Origin of the sequence: Epilithonimonas sp. UC225_85 (assembly GCF_042695135.1) — a bacterium.
Lineage (GTDB): Bacteria > Bacteroidota > Bacteroidia > Flavobacteriales > Weeksellaceae > Epilithonimonas.
Genome location: NZ_CP170547.1, coordinates 2,075,552 through 2,089,274 on the forward strand (window position 1 = coordinate 2,075,552; position 13,723 = coordinate 2,089,274).

Consider the following 13,723-nt stretch of genomic DNA (forward strand, 5'->3'; position numbering starts at 1 on the left):
ATATTGATTTGATTTACAGCGAAATTAGTATGAACGATTTAATAGAGTGTCCTGCACTCTCGGCTCATAAAAAATCCAGGTTTAAACTTAAAAAAGGAGTTTTGTAATTTTTAGAAATAAGTTTTCTGCTTATCGATGAGTGTTTATATCGGATTCTATTCAACTTCTAAAACCATGCACCTGTTGATTTATATACGATCTGATTTTATATCGATATCAAAATTATCCTTACACATATTATAAATTTATTAAATTGCATATAATTAATAACTAATATTTTTGAAATTTCCATGAAAACAACATTTCCTTTCCAATTTGCTATTGGTAGTACGATTGAATTCAAAAACAACACGGGTCCCAATCCGTTGATGCCATTAGTCCAGGCTAATTATTCCAATACCAAAAAAAACAGTATCAGTGTTAGTGTCAATATATTTATTAACGAAGAAGTAAAAATTGCTGAAGAAAACATTAGTATTGTACAGGATGAACAAAACCAATATTTGTTCTTTATTGAATATATTAACGATATGAAATCTAATTCAGTAAAGACCTTTCGTAACTATAGATTGGATTTTGAAATCAGCCGTATCAATGCTGACAATAACCATGGAGAAATTGTTGTTTATTTGAAAGATGATGATCCTACCTTATCACGCGGTACGGTAACTACAGTGCAGCATAATAATTAATGGATAAAACCACATGCTCACTGACTTTAATATTGGCAATCTAACCCCTAAGTTATTTATATGTCTTCTGTTTACATTTTGCTTAATCAAGTCTCAAAGTATTGTAAATGATAATATAAAGAAAAAATCTATCCAGTTTTCATCATCTGCAAATTTCTATAAAGCTTGTCTGTTTTTTCTCAGTAAAGCTGAGGATTCAACAATTGTTTATACAGGAAGACAGTTGGATGCATTGAATAATCCATCCGAAATCAACAACTATTGCCATTATTTCCGCGGCGTCTCCTTTAAACAAAAAAGAATGTTTGAAGAAGCCAAAAGTGAGTTCAGAAAAATTTCGGATCATTTTATTTTTAAACCAAAAATATTGGTGTACTTAGGTGATATAGCAGTGGAGCAGGAAAAATATGCAAAAGCACTTAATTTCTATCATCAAGTCAAAGGAAATAGTCAATTTGAAAAATTTGATATCGATGAGGCAAAAGTTCTTCATAACGTTGGGCTATGTTACCTTCATTTGACCGATTATAAAAATGCAGAAATAAATTTGGTTAAAAGCCTCAGTCTGCAGGAAGCAAAAAAAGACACGATTGCAATAATAGGTTCATATATGGATATTGCGGGCATCTATTACGAACAGTATAAGGATAATTTGGCCATACCTTATTATAAAAAAGCTTATATGCTTTCAATAAAAATCAGAGGTAATTATTTTGTCAAAAAAAATGCTTCGCTTAATATGGCTGTTGTAGAAGAAAACAGAAAAAATTATTCACAGTCATTAAAATATAGAAAAGAATCGGAGGCATGGACCGATTCTCTCAATAATCAAAGCAGAATATGGTCTCTTGCCCAACTTGAAAAGCGGCTTGCCATAAAAAGTAAGCAAAGTGAAGTCAATATGCTGATTACTCAGAATAAATTAGAAGCTCTTGAAAAAAACAGGATTCTCTACATAACAATTTTACTATCGGCGATCCTTGTCGGAGGTGTTTACTTCTATGTTCAAAAGCTTAAAACCAATAGAATCATACTGGATCAGAAAACAAGACTGGACGAATCTAATACGGCTAAAGATGTGCTTTTTTCAATCGTGAGTCATGATTTGCGTTCTTACATCAATTCTTTGAAGAGTATGTACTATAAAATGCAGGTCAGTATAGAGCATTCGGATCTGGTTAGATTAAAAGATGAAATAAAAACAGGCTCTTTTATTGCCGATTCTACACATAACCTTCTTAATAATCTTTTGCATTGGGCATTAATGCAGACCAATCAGCTTTATTTTAATCAGGAAAGTGTCAATTTATATATGATTACTGAGCAGGTAGTGTACAACTATAAATCTTTGATGATTGAAAAAAATATCTTTTTTGAGAATAGTATTACAGGCAATTTAAAGGTTAAGGCAGATCAGGAATCTCTTAAAATCATATTGCGAAATGTTCTTGATAATGCTATAAAATATACAGATCAGGGTGGGCAGATTTTGATATATGAGAATGAGTTGTCCGACAATTACTATTCGATAACAGTTGAGGATAATGGAAAAGGAATGACAGAGGAATTACAAACTAAGATTTTAGATGGTTCGAAAATCCTCACGACAGAAAAAAACAAGGCTGCACGAGGTCTGGGATTGCATCTTTGCAAGTCGCTAGTTAAAAAAAATCTTGGGCTTCTAAAACTTGAATCCAGAATAAATCTAGGCACCAAAATAACAATTTCATTATTAAAAGCTTAAGTATGAACAAGGTCAATATCCTCATCTTTGAAGATTCACAGGAAGATGGCAAAAAGCTGGCAGAAGTGCTGCTGGCTAACAATTATAATGTCACGGGTATTGCTGAAACCTATGAACAGGCACTCCATTACATTCACAATGATCCTGTAGATATTTTGATTATTGATATTTTCATCGATAGCCATCCGGAAGGCATCAACCTTGCCCAGACCGTCAACGCCAATTCAAAAACAGCCAAACCCTTTGTTTTTCTCACCAGTTCTTCCGACCGTCAGGTATTCGAAAAGGCAAAACTTACCAAACCCTTTAGTTATCTTTTAAAACCTTTCAACGAGCTAGAGATACTATACGCCATAGAAGTTGCTATAGAGAAGTTTTACGGGCAGATAGACACGATCACCACCAGTTCCGGTCCGCTTGTTACAAACGATTATATATTCATCAAAAAAGGAAAAGCCCTGAAAAAAGTATGGATGAAAGATATCGTATATATTGAAGTAGAAGAGCGCTACTGCAATGTGATTACGGATTCTGAAAAATACCTGATACAAATATCGTTGGCAAAATTTCTGCCTTTCTTAGAGTCCAATCAATTTATCCGTACCCACAGGAATTATGTTGCCAATCCAAATAAAATAGTTGAGGTGACACTTTCTGAAAATACCATTCTTCTTCAGGGAAACCATACTATCACTCTTAGTAACAAATACAAGGACTTCTTATCCAACTACAGGATTTTCTGATAAATAATTATTGATCTAATCCTTTTAGTCTTATACCCGATTTTTCCAATCTCATGTCACCGGTTTTTCATCTGGTGACATTATTTTTTATTCACCTTATCCAACGCTGTAGTTTTACATCATAATAACAAAAGAAGCTAGCACTTTAGTTACTAATATTTTTCTTAAAAGGCTTACTGACAGGAATAAACCCGCATGTGTTTTACATGAAATATAAATTACGATTCCCATCAAATCTCTTGTAGAAAAATAAAAAACAGGGAAGCCGAAAACTGGTTAGAGTAGGTGAAAATTATAAAATTAAAATTATGGCATCAAAAATTATTTCAAAGTCAACAAGACCTCGACCAATTTATGGTTTTGATAATGAAACAGATCTTTATGAAGTTGCTGACCTTGTAAAAAAAATCCGCACAGATCTTGGAAGTGAAATGAATAATGTAATGATCTACGTGCTTTCCGGTACCCATGGCGATAAAAGTGGGAATCTTGACGCAGAGGGAGAATTCTATGCTGAGGATAAGTTGGGAGAATTACAAACGGTTAAAGCTGTGCGAGTAGACCAAAATACATCGCCAAACACCTGGACAACTTATTTTGGCAAGACAAAAAGCATTTTGATTCTTGCATGGTGTTATAGCGACAGATGGAAAGGGCTAGCTACATATAACAAATAATTAGTAGGCAAACCTTTCATCATCAGGTAAGCCGAAAACTGAATAGAGTAGGCAAAAAATATCAAAAATTAATAAAATGAACGATCAATTATTATCCGTAGCCCAGCAATTTTCCGGGCTGCCAATCGACTCCCTAATCGGAGGGCCACTATTAGCTGCTGCTAAAGCTAACGCAAATATGGCATACACACAGACGCAGTTTCTTTTGGATACGTGTTTTAATCAGGATGCAACAACCAAAAATTATACGCCGATTATCATCAATATGGAATTGCAGAACAATGTAATTACACCAGGTGACCCAACGGCCAATCCTGCAACTGAAACTACGGTTACACCATTTACAACAATCTTTAACCTGCCTATTTTAACTATAATTCCTTTGAATTCCCTGGCTGTAGATAACGTGGATATTGATTTTGAGATGGAAGTTAAATCCAGTTTTGCTGAGGATACTAAAAAAGATACCAGCAGCGAAACAAAAGGAGAAGGCGGTTTCGAAGCTAAAGCAGGATGGGGACCTTTCTCAGTTACAGTTCACGGTAGTGTAAGTTATGATTCTAAAGAATCTTCTTCTGACAGCACACATTATGAGAAAAGTAATAGTGCAAAATACAGCGTGAAGGTTCACGCAGGTCAGTTGCCGCTTCCAAAAGGAGTATTAACCATCATTGATGCGTATAGTAAAAATATTACGCCTGTAACTACTCAGGGAACTAATACCCCTAAATAAAAAGACAATGAGAAAATAATCAACTCTAAGTCATTTAAATGTTTGGAGGGTCATGCCTCCAAACATCTTATAATCATAAAAATCAACATCAAATATCATGAGTGACCAGGAACAATACAATCACAAAGCAGCCTTAATAGAGGATCTTTTAGCAGCACCTTTTATTGCAGCAGCAAATGCCAATTCCAAAATGGCGCAGGAACAGGTTAAATTCTTAATGGAAACGTGCTTTGACGCAAAAGATGACTCCTTTTCCCCAAAAATGGTCAGCCTGACTATCAGGAAAAACAGTAAGTCCGAGACTGAACCAGACGAGCTTATATCTTTTGAGTTACCATTGATTACCATTATACCTTTTAATTCACTATGTGTCAAAGATATTAATGTCAAGTTTGATATGGAAATCGTTTCTATGGCGCCAAACATGTAGCAGACAACAATGATACCGCCAAAAAAAATATGGAAATGAGAGGAAGTGTGGCGGCTTCGAAAAGTGACGATAGTCCTACTCAGAAAAGGCATCAGTCCAAAATGAATGTAGAAATAACTGGCGGCACGATACCGCTTCCTGTAGGATTAACAACCATACTAAAGTTTTACTCTAATAACATCCAACTAAAATCTTAATATCATGAACCAAACATTACAATGTCCAAAATGTAAATCAGAAATAACCTTTAATGCAAGAGCATTAATTGCAGGTGCAGCTTTCGGATGTACAACTTGTCAGTCTCAAATAAGAATGTCACCATCAAGTATGAATCAGGCAAAAAAAGCATACGACAAGTTTACAGACCTTAAGAAAAAAATCTCTCAAAAATAACGGATATGGTGAATTTTAAAAATTTAATAGAAGCGCTCAACGATTCTATCACAATAGCAAATGATTCTTTAATGAGTAATCATACGGACTTCATTGATACCTATTTTGAAAAAGCTGAAAGTGGAGGACTCACTGCAAAAACAGTGACACTTAATTTCCCTGTTAAGATGGGTGATAATACAATAAAGGAGGTTCCCGTAAATGCGCCGATCATCACTCTTATACCCGTTTATTCCCCAAAAGTGGATGAGGTCAAGCTTACGGCAAGCCTGGAAATAGCATTGGATAATGATGATCTGATGGTGAGCTTTTCAAATGACGAGAAGTCAAGCGGCCTCTTTGGGAATAAAAGCAAAACTTCAACGGCAAAATTGGAGATCGTTCTCAAACCGGGTGAAACCACAGAGGGATTGAAAGATATTATCGAAGGCTATGAAAAAGTCCTTAGGGCACAGATCCCGGGCTAATTGAATATTTAGTAAAAATTATAAACAAAAAAATAACATCATGAATTTTATATCAAAAATAGTTGTAACTGTAGTAACGATCAATGCATTAGGTTTGGCAATAGTGTCCTACAAAGTATTAGGCAAAGATTTAAAAAATAAAGCAAAACATCTGATAACAGAATCTTCAAAAAATGCTGAGCAAACAAACAAAACTGTATCTTTAGCAACAATAAAAGACAGCCCCATGGAAGATGAAAACAGTAATTTGAAAACCTTTTTGAGAGGAATTGACGTCTCACATTGGAATGGCAACATTGTAGAAGATCTGCAAAAAAAAGACGGACTGCAATTTGTAATCTGTAAATCCACGCAAGGAGAAAGAGATATAGATCCGGATTTTACCAAAAATTGGAAATACTTAAGTGAGAAAAATATAATGAAGGGGACTTACCATTTTTATGTCTATTCTCAAGATCCTATAAAACAGGCTGTTCACTTCTGCAGTACTGTAGATAATGCGGGTATGATTAAAGATACTGACTTTCCCTTGATTATTGATATTGAAGAAATGAGTCTCCCGAGAAAACCCATCGATGCTGAAAGGTTAAAAAAAGATTTGTTAACATTTTTAAACTATGTCGAAGACAAAACGAATCAAGCACCAATAATATATTCCGATTTTTCTTTTTTAAATCGATATTTAAATGATTCCGCATTTTCAAAATACCCTTTGTGGCTCGCCGAATATTCTCATTCTCCAAAACCTAAAATACCTGAAACCTGGAAAGGTAAGGGGTGTATGATATGGCAAAAAACAGACAATTACCACGTCAATTCTGACGATACAGATTTTGACATTTACTATAAATAAAGTCTTATATAGTTAAAAAAATATCCTGATTACAGTTAGGATATTTTATGTTATAAAAACTTGATGAAAGTTGGAAATTGGTGGTATTTCTGTACCTCAAGAACTTTTATGATGTTGCAATCGCCGAAATCATAATGATCCATTCCTATTATCAACAGATCAGAAGCAGTCGATATTCACCGTTATTTTCTTTTGGAGCTCTGTGAATACATGGTAAAACCTCTTGTCCCGGATGATCTACCGCTAATCTCCAAAGATGACCGGATCCTAAATTAACAGACTGAGCATCAGGTTTTGGTTGATAGTGCAGGTCAAAAGAGTTTTCTATTAGAAAGCTTTCAAATTCATCTTCTGAACCGATATGTAATTCTTTGAGCTTTTCCCTTATTTCAGGAATCAAGATTTTTTGTAAAGCCTGGTCATTTGCTAAAATATCGCTTGCAGCACCATAATAAGTGCATAAAAATGTACTGGTAGCAACAGGTGAACTATCTACGTGATAAGAATATACGTCTGTTGAGATGAAATCGAATTCTTCATCCCGTTCATAGTTTTTCAATAGATTGAGTGAAGGCAACGCTCCGAAATCACTTAACATTTGTAGATCATTTAAAATAATTTCTCTTGCGACGTGACCTCTTTCTGACAACTGGAGAGCTAAAAGATCTTCTGGATAAACTTCCGTAATGTTGTCTTTTAATTGAAGTTTGGAAACAACTTCCTGAAAATCTCCATCCAAATTTCTTTCCCAACAAATGGCATTCATAGTATCGTGGAACTTTGAATTTACAAGTTCAGAAAAATTAGAAACAATTCCAAAGTGGTTATTTTCAGAATTTTTTTTGTGCATATAATTTTGTTAAATGTCTTTATTTATGCAAAAATACTGAACAAGCAGAAGAAAGAGTCATATTATTTTTATAATTAATAATGACTGTAATAAATTTAATATAATCTATAAGTTTAAGTATCATAATCTTAAAAAATAACAAGAAAAATTTTACTCGAAAAAATCAAAAAAGTTTTTTAAATTAGACGAGATAGCAGAAGCACAATTTTATGGAAAATAATTCTAATGGCGGCAAGATAGTTGTATTAACTTAAAAAAAATTAAGATAACCAATGAATTTACAGCTTATTACAGATTATAAGGTAGAAAATTATCAAAGTGATAGCTTTCGTTCAGATGTCCTTGATGGCTTGAAACAAAATCCAAAGAAATTATTTTCTAAATATTTTTATGACAAAGCCGGAGATAGACTTTTCCAGCAGATTATGGCGATGCCGGAATATTATCTTACAGATTGTGAACTCGACATTTTCAAAAATAAAACCAGGGAATTAGCGAACAGTATCCTATCCGATAACGAACCTTTTGATCTGATAGAATTAGGAGCCGGAGATGCTATGAAATCTACTTTTCTGCTGGAATGTTTAACAAAAGAAAATGTCGATTTTACTTATATGCCAATCGATATTTCAGGAAACATTCTTTCGGTCTTAAATGAAAAGCTCAACAGTAATCTTCCGGAGTTGGAGATTATTCCTTTGGAAGGCGATTATTTTGATATGCTGGATAAGGCAATGTCAATCTCAAAAAGGAGAAAAGTCGTTCTTTTTCTTGGCGGAAATATAGGTAATATGGATACAGAGGAGTCCTACCATTTCTGCCGGGAACTTAGAAGAAAGCTCAATCGCGGAGATATTCTCCTGGTAGGTTTCGACCTTAAAAAAAATCCACATACCATTCTTAATGCTTATAATGATGAGAACGGAATCACGTCATCCTTCAATCTGAATCTCCTTGTGAGAATGAATCGTGAATTGGAAGCTGATTTTGATGTCTTGAATTTCCAGCATTATCAAACCTATGACCCGATTTCCGGTGCCTGCAAAAGTTACCTGGTAAGCCTCACCGAGCAAAATGTGCACATTGGAAATGAAGTATTTCACTTTGAAGAAAATGAGCTCATTGATATGGAAATCTCACAAAAATTTTCTCCGGACGATATCAGCAAGCTTGCCAGAGATTCAAAATTTCATATTATTGATGAGATCCCTGACTCCAAAAACTGGTTTGTAGATTCTATCTGGCAAGTTATCTAATTTTAAATTAATCAAGAATGAAAACAAATTCAGTTATAGCGGTATCAAATTTCATTACAAATTGGGCAGAGAAATATTCAGTAATTCGGAATCATTCGGTTGAGATCTGTAAACCGCTGGAAATTGAAGATTATGTAGTTCAGCCAATTGTGGATGTAAGTCCTCCGAAATGGCATCTTGGCCACACAACCTGGTTTTTTGAAACTTTTATTTTGGAACCAAATTTCCCGGGATACAAAGTTTTCGATTCCCAGTATAATTTTGTTTTCAACAGCTATTACGAAACAATTGGAGCCAGAGTGATCCGGACAGATCGGGGAAATCTCAGCCGTCCATCAGTTTCCGATATTTACAGATATAGAAAATACGTTGATGAGCAGATGAACACTTTCCTTCAAAGCGAATTTTTAACGGAAGAAATCAAACCTTTACTTGAACTTGGTCTTAATCACGAGCAGCAACACCAAGAATTATTGCTGACAGATATCAAATATATTTTAGGTCACAATCCACTTTTTCCCGCTTATAACAACGAAATTCTTTCTAAAAAACAACATTCTGAAGATATTGAAATGATCAGTTTTCCGGAAGGTGTTTATGAGATTGGTTTTGAGGGCGAAGGTTTCTGTTTTGATAACGAATTAGGAAGGCACAAAGTTTATCTTAATGATTTTAGCATCGCCAGTCGATTAGTTTCCAATCAGGAATATCTGGAATTTATGGAAGCCGGTGGTTATCTGGATTTCAGACATTGGCACGCCGAAGGTTGGGACTGGGTCAAACAGAATGAAACTAAATCTCCTTTGTACTGGCATTTGATTGACGGAAAATGGATGAACTATACTTTGAATGGTCTGCAGGAATTAGATTCAAATGATGCCGTCTGCCATATCAATTTTTACGAAGCTTCAGCCTTCGCTTCTTGGAAAGGAATGCGTCTGCCAACCGAAGCGGAGTGGGAAATTGCTTCCAGTCATTTCAAATGGGGAAACCGCTGGGAATGGACCAATTCTGCCTATTTGCCTTATCCAGATTTTAAAAAAGAAGCAGGCGCAGTAGGAGAGTATAACGGCAAATTTATGGTCAATCAAATGGTTCTTCGCGGTGCTTCGGACGCAACTCCAAAAGGACACAGCAGGAATACTTACCGAAACTTCTTCCAGACCGGCTTGAAATGGCAATTTACAGGAATAAGACTCGCTCAATAATTGCAAATGATCACAGTAGAATCGGTTTCAAAAAACTTCAACGGAAAACCAGCGGTTGACAATATTTCTTTTCAGGCAAATGATAAAGAAATTATTGTGCTTTTGGGAACCAGTGGTTGTGGAAAAACAACGACGCTGAAAATGATCAACCGCCTGATAGAAGCAGATTCAGGTAATATTTTGATTGATGGTAAAAATATCCGAGAGCAAAAAATTGAAGATCTCAGAATGGGAATCGGTTTTGTAATGCAACATTCAGGATTGTTTCCGCATTATACAGTTAAACAAAATATCGCCGTCGTTCCGGAATTACTCAAGTGGAACAAGAAAAAGATTCAAAGCAGAACTGAAGAACTTTTGCACAAACTTCATCTTTCCGAAGAAGTGCTCTCCCGATTTCCCAACGAATTAAGTGGCGGTCAACAGCAAAGAGTAGGAATCGCCCGAGCTTTGATCGCTAATTCACCGATCTTGTTGATGGATGAGCCTTTCGGAGCGTTGGATAATATTACAAAAACAGATATCCATTCAGAATTCAAATCACTAGAAGAAATTAAAAATAAAACGATAATTCTCGTCACGCACGATGTTCAGGAAGCTTTTGAATTAGGACACCGGATTTGCCTGATGGATAAAGGAAAAATTATTCAGACAGGAACGCCGAAAGAAATGTTGTATCGCCCAACCAATGATTTTGTGAAAGATTTTTTCGCTGAAAACAGATTGTTGTTGGAATACAAAGTCGCAAGTTTAAATGATCTTAATTCTTATTTCACTTCAGAAAATATAATAAATGAATTTAATTTTACTGAAACCACAAGTGTCTGGAATGCTTTACAAAAATTAAGTTCAGACCCAAAAAATACAGATGCTTACGAAGTGTTGATTAGAGCATTCAACGACTACCGAAAATTACAAATCGTATGACGCAGCAAAGTCTTTGGCAGTTCGTCATCGAACAGCACGAAAAATTACTGACTCAGATTGTTCAACATTTGGGACTGACGTTTCTGTCATTACTTTTAGCGATTGTTGTAGGTTTACCATTAGGTATTTTAATTGCCCGAAAAAGAAAATTGTCTAGTCCTGTTCTTGGTTTTGCCGGTATTTTACAGACTATTCCGAGTATTGCTTTACTGGGTTTTATGATTCCCGCCTTTGGCATTGGCGCAACTCCGGCGATTGTTGCTTTGTTGATTTACGCACTTTTACCGATTATCAGAAATACTTTTACCGGAATTACGGGTGTGAATCCAACAGTCATTGAAGCTGCAAAAGCAATGGGAATGAACCGGAAACAATTGCTTTTCAAAGTAGAACTTCCGCTGGCAATGCCCGTAATTATTGCGGGAATCAGAACGGCGGCGGTCATTAATGTCGGTGTTGCGACTTTGGCTTCCTTTGTTGCAGCAGGTGGTTTGGGCGAATTTATTTTTGGTGGAATTTCATTAAACAATACCAATATGATTTTGGCTGGCGCTATTCCTGCAGCGCTATTGGCGATTTTACTCGACCAAATGATTGCTGTTTTGCAGAAATCCGGTTATCAGTTTTTAAAGAAATTAAAATACATTATTCCTGCAATTTTTGTGATTTTTGGAATTGTTTATTTACTGAATTCCGTTTCAGAAAATAAATTAAAAGCCGGTTTTACACCGGAATTTATGGGAAGGCAAGACGGGGATCTTGGTCTTCGATCAGTTTATGGATTAAATGTCAATCCAAAAGTCGTGAATGACGCTGTGATGTACAAAGCCGCTTTTGAAGGTGAGTTGGATTTGATTAGCGGATATTCTACAGACGGAAGGATCAAGGCGTTCGATCTGTATGTTCTGGAGGATGATAAAAAAATATTTCCGCCATATTTTGCGGCGCCAATTATTAAAACTAAAACTTTACAGAAATTTCCTGAACTCGAAAAAACACTTGATCTCTTAGCAGGTAAATTTAATGATTCAATAATGACAGATTTGAATTACCGTTCAGATTATCTCAACCAAACGCCTGAAAAAATTGCGAAAGATTTTTTGATTAAAACTCATTTATATAAAGTTCCAAGGAAAGAAAGCGGAGCAACAATTCGCATTGGTTCAAAGATTTTTGGCGAGCAATATATTCTAACTGAAATCTACAAAATGCTGATTGAAGGCTATACCAATTATAATGTGGAAACCAAAACAGGACTGGGCGGAACCAAAATCTGCTTTGATGCTTTGATGAACGAGGCCATCGATTTCTATCCTGAATATACAGGAACCGGACTTTTAGTTTTATTGAAACCATCAGAAAAAACAATTCAAACGGTTTCTCAAAGTGCTGATAAAACCTATAAATTTGTGGATTCAGAATTCAGAAAACAATACGGGATTCAGTGGCTGAAACCGCTTGGCTTTAATAATTCTTATGCCTTGATGATGCGGAAAAAACAGGCGGACGAGTTGAAGATAAAAAGCATCTCTGACCTTAAAAATTATCTGGATTCAAAATAAAATTAGATGGCAAAGAAATATAATTTTGATGAAAACATCAACAGACGAGGAACCGATTCCGTAAAGTGGGATTTGGCTACAGATGCAGAAGTTTTGCCAATGTGGGTTGCCGATATGGATTTTAAAACGGCTTCGGAAATTACAGAAGCAATTTTAAAAAAAGTATCACACGGTGTTTTTGGCTACGGTTTAACTCCTTCCGATTTTTTCGATACAATCATTGATTGGTGGAAAGAAATTCATCATTTTAAAATCAAAAAAGACTGGATTTTACCTGGTCCGGGAATGATCCCAACGCTTTCAGCCATTTTGAGAACATTTGTAAAATCCGGAGAAAATATTATTATTCAGCCGCCCGTTTACAACCATTTTTATGATTTTGTGGAAAATTGTGGATTTACGATGGTCGAAAATAATCTGATCTATCAAAACGGAAATTATCACATCGATTTTGATGATCTTGAATTGAAAGCTTCAGATCCTAAAAGTAAATTTCTGCTTCTTTGTAATCCTCATAATCCTGTCGGAAAAGTCTGGCAAAGAAATGAGATGGAACGTATTGCCGAAATCTGTTCCAAGCATAAGGTGATGGTTGTATCTGACGAGATCCACGCAGATCTGGTTTTTGAAGATCACGAACATATTCCGTTTGTATCAATTGCTGAATATTATGATCTCGAATCTGTGACTTGTGGCTCGCCCTGTAAAACTTTTAATCTTGCAGGTTTACCTATTTCTTATGTGATTTCTGAGAATGAAGAAATTTTAAATAAAATTCATAGAACATTTGAAATTCAGGAGACAAGTTATCCAAATCCAATCGCAGCCACAGCATTGATTGCTGCTTATAAAAGCGGAAAAGAGTGGATGGAGGAACTGAAAATTTATCTCTATCAGAATTATCAATATTTGTTAGAATTCGTCAAAAATAATTTACCCGAGATCAAAGTCATTCCGTTAGAAGCAACATATCTGGTCTGGCTGGATTGTCATTCCTTAAATAAAACCTCTGAAGAATTATCAAAAATTTTACTCGAAGAAGAAAAACTCTGGGTTAATCCCGGAACGATGTACGGCGCAGCGGGTGAGGGTTTTTTAAGAATCAATATCGGATGTCCGAGAGAAGTTCTTTCGGAAGGATTGAATAGATTAAAATCGGCATTTGTAAAAATTAAAAACACAAATTAG

At 35.3% G+C, this 13,723-nt stretch carries 17 protein-coding genes; 15 read left to right on the top strand and 2 right to left on the bottom strand.

Features of this window, described 5'->3' with window-relative positions; genetic code table 11:
• Positions 1-290: 290 nt before the first annotated feature.
• The 10 genes from ACFJGY_RS09520 to ACFJGY_RS09565 all read left to right on the top strand — a co-directional run bounded on the left by ACFJGY_RS09520 (position 291) and on the right by ACFJGY_RS09565 (position 6,732).
• Positions 291-692, top strand: a complete 402-nt coding sequence (locus tag ACFJGY_RS09520; RefSeq protein ID WP_379963265.1) for a hypothetical protein — start codon at positions 291-293, stop codon at positions 690-692.
• A gap of 301 nt (positions 693-993) precedes the next feature.
• On the top strand, positions 994-2,436 hold the full coding sequence (locus ACFJGY_RS09525; RefSeq protein ID WP_379963269.1) for an ATP-binding protein: 1,443 nt from the start codon (positions 994-996) through the stop codon (positions 2,434-2,436).
• Positions 2,437-2,438: 2 nt separating this feature from the next.
• Positions 2,439-3,179: a LytR/AlgR family response regulator transcription factor gene (locus ACFJGY_RS09530; protein WP_379963271.1), complete on the top strand. Its 741-nt coding sequence runs from the start codon at positions 2,439-2,441 to the stop codon at positions 3,177-3,179.
• Between the two features lie 308 nt (positions 3,180-3,487).
• Positions 3,488-3,856, top strand: a complete 369-nt coding sequence (locus ACFJGY_RS09535; RefSeq protein WP_379963273.1) for a hypothetical protein — start codon at positions 3,488-3,490, stop codon at positions 3,854-3,856.
• A 76-nt stretch (positions 3,857-3,932) separates the two neighbouring features.
• A complete protein-coding gene (locus ACFJGY_RS09540; protein ID WP_379963275.1) occupies positions 3,933-4,589 on the top strand; it encodes a DUF2589 domain-containing protein in 657 nt (218 codons plus the stop codon).
• A 97-nt stretch (positions 4,590-4,686) separates the two neighbouring features.
• On the top strand, positions 4,687-5,019 hold the full coding sequence (locus ACFJGY_RS09545; RefSeq protein ID WP_379963277.1) for a DUF2589 domain-containing protein: 333 nt from the start codon (positions 4,687-4,689) through the stop codon (positions 5,017-5,019).
• Positions 5,020-5,048: 29 nt separating this feature from the next.
• A complete protein-coding gene (locus ACFJGY_RS09550) occupies positions 5,049-5,216 on the top strand; it encodes a hypothetical protein (RefSeq protein WP_379963279.1) in 168 nt (55 codons plus the stop codon).
• 4 nt (positions 5,217-5,220) lie between these two features.
• Positions 5,221-5,412 carry a hypothetical protein gene (locus tag ACFJGY_RS09555; protein ID WP_379963281.1) on the top strand — a complete coding sequence of 64 codons (192 nt, stop codon included), beginning with the start codon at positions 5,221-5,223 and terminating at the stop codon, positions 5,410-5,412.
• A gap of 5 nt (positions 5,413-5,417) precedes the next feature.
• Positions 5,418-5,879 carry a DUF2589 domain-containing protein gene (locus ACFJGY_RS09560; RefSeq protein WP_379963283.1) on the top strand — a complete coding sequence of 154 codons (462 nt, stop codon included), beginning with the start codon at positions 5,418-5,420 and terminating at the stop codon, positions 5,877-5,879.
• A 40-nt stretch (positions 5,880-5,919) separates the two neighbouring features.
• On the top strand, positions 5,920-6,732 hold the full coding sequence (locus ACFJGY_RS09565; RefSeq protein WP_379963285.1) for a glycoside hydrolase family 25 protein: 813 nt from the start codon (positions 5,920-5,922) through the stop codon (positions 6,730-6,732).
• A gap of 151 nt (positions 6,733-6,883) precedes the next feature.
• Here ACFJGY_RS09565 and ACFJGY_RS09570 read toward each other — a convergent pair whose 3' ends face one another.
• The gene (locus ACFJGY_RS09570; RefSeq protein WP_379963287.1) at positions 6,884-7,582 is read right to left on the bottom strand and encodes a DUF1826 domain-containing protein; all 699 of its coding nucleotides are present in this window, start codon (positions 7,580-7,582) and stop codon (positions 6,884-6,886) included.
• Positions 7,583-7,854: 272 nt separating this feature from the next.
• Between ACFJGY_RS09570 and ACFJGY_RS09575 the strand changes: the two genes are divergently transcribed.
• From ACFJGY_RS09575 to ACFJGY_RS09590, 4 genes are read left to right on the top strand one after another with little or no spacing between them, the layout of a single operon-like run.
• A complete protein-coding gene (locus tag ACFJGY_RS09575; protein ID WP_379963289.1) occupies positions 7,855-8,838 on the top strand; it encodes an L-histidine N(alpha)-methyltransferase in 984 nt (327 codons plus the stop codon).
• Positions 8,839-8,855: 17 nt separating this feature from the next.
• The gene (gene egtB / locus ACFJGY_RS09580) at positions 8,856-10,046 is read left to right on the top strand and encodes an ergothioneine biosynthesis protein EgtB (protein WP_379963291.1); all 1,191 of its coding nucleotides are present in this window, start codon (positions 8,856-8,858) and stop codon (positions 10,044-10,046) included.
• Positions 10,047-10,052: 6 nt separating this feature from the next.
• The gene (locus ACFJGY_RS09585) at positions 10,053-10,973 is read left to right on the top strand and encodes an ABC transporter ATP-binding protein (RefSeq protein WP_379963293.1); all 921 of its coding nucleotides are present in this window, start codon (positions 10,053-10,055) and stop codon (positions 10,971-10,973) included.
• Entirely contained in the window at positions 10,970-12,535 is a 1,566-nt protein-coding gene (locus tag ACFJGY_RS09590; protein WP_379963295.1) for an ABC transporter permease/substrate-binding protein, read from the top strand. Before ACFJGY_RS09585 ends, ACFJGY_RS09590 begins: the two co-directional genes overlap by 4 nt.
• Here the strand turns inward: ACFJGY_RS09590 and ACFJGY_RS09595 are convergent.
• Positions 12,527-12,607 (bottom strand): hypothetical protein, encoded by an 81-nt coding sequence (locus ACFJGY_RS09595; protein ID WP_379970157.1) that lies wholly within the window; start codon positions 12,605-12,607, stop codon positions 12,527-12,529. The genes ACFJGY_RS09590 and ACFJGY_RS09595 overlap by 9 nt on opposite strands.
• On the opposite strand from ACFJGY_RS09595, the gene ACFJGY_RS09600 reads away from it, so the two are divergent.
• Entirely contained in the window at positions 12,572-13,723 is a 1,152-nt protein-coding gene (locus ACFJGY_RS09600) for a MalY/PatB family protein (RefSeq protein ID WP_379970159.1), read from the top strand. The two genes, ACFJGY_RS09595 and ACFJGY_RS09600, sit on opposite strands and share 36 nt — an antisense overlap.

Bases quoted from the DNA above. Each gene is read 5' to 3' on its own strand.
- ACFJGY_RS09520 (WP_379963265.1), top strand. From the start codon at position 291: ATGAAAACAACATTTCCTTTCCAATTTGCTATTGGTAGTACGATTGAA.
- ACFJGY_RS09525 (WP_379963269.1), top strand. From the start codon at position 994: ATGTTTGAAGAAGCCAAAAGTGAGTTCAGAAAAATTTCGGATCATTTT.
- ACFJGY_RS09530 (WP_379963271.1), top strand. From the start codon at position 2,439: ATGAACAAGGTCAATATCCTCATCTTTGAAGATTCACAGGAAGATGGC.
- ACFJGY_RS09535 (WP_379963273.1), top strand. From the start codon at position 3,488: ATGGCATCAAAAATTATTTCAAAGTCAACAAGACCTCGACCAATTTAT.
- ACFJGY_RS09540 (WP_379963275.1), top strand. From the start codon at position 3,933: ATGAACGATCAATTATTATCCGTAGCCCAGCAATTTTCCGGGCTGCCA.
- ACFJGY_RS09545 (WP_379963277.1), top strand. From the start codon at position 4,687: ATGAGTGACCAGGAACAATACAATCACAAAGCAGCCTTAATAGAGGAT.
- ACFJGY_RS09550 (WP_379963279.1), top strand. From the start codon at position 5,049: ATGGAAATGAGAGGAAGTGTGGCGGCTTCGAAAAGTGACGATAGTCCT.
- ACFJGY_RS09555 (WP_379963281.1), top strand. From the start codon at position 5,221: ATGAACCAAACATTACAATGTCCAAAATGTAAATCAGAAATAACCTTT.
- ACFJGY_RS09560 (WP_379963283.1), top strand. From the start codon at position 5,418: ATGGTGAATTTTAAAAATTTAATAGAAGCGCTCAACGATTCTATCACA.
- ACFJGY_RS09565 (WP_379963285.1), top strand. From the start codon at position 5,920: ATGAATTTTATATCAAAAATAGTTGTAACTGTAGTAACGATCAATGCA.
- ACFJGY_RS09570 (WP_379963287.1), bottom strand. From the start codon at position 7,582: ATGCACAAAAAAAATTCTGAAAATAACCACTTTGGAATTGTTTCTAAT.
- ACFJGY_RS09575 (WP_379963289.1), top strand. From the start codon at position 7,855: ATGAATTTACAGCTTATTACAGATTATAAGGTAGAAAATTATCAAAGT.
- egtB (WP_379963291.1), top strand. From the start codon at position 8,856: ATGAAAACAAATTCAGTTATAGCGGTATCAAATTTCATTACAAATTGG.
- ACFJGY_RS09585 (WP_379963293.1), top strand. From the start codon at position 10,053: ATGATCACAGTAGAATCGGTTTCAAAAAACTTCAACGGAAAACCAGCG.
- ACFJGY_RS09590 (WP_379963295.1), top strand. From the start codon at position 10,970: ATGACGCAGCAAAGTCTTTGGCAGTTCGTCATCGAACAGCACGAAAAA.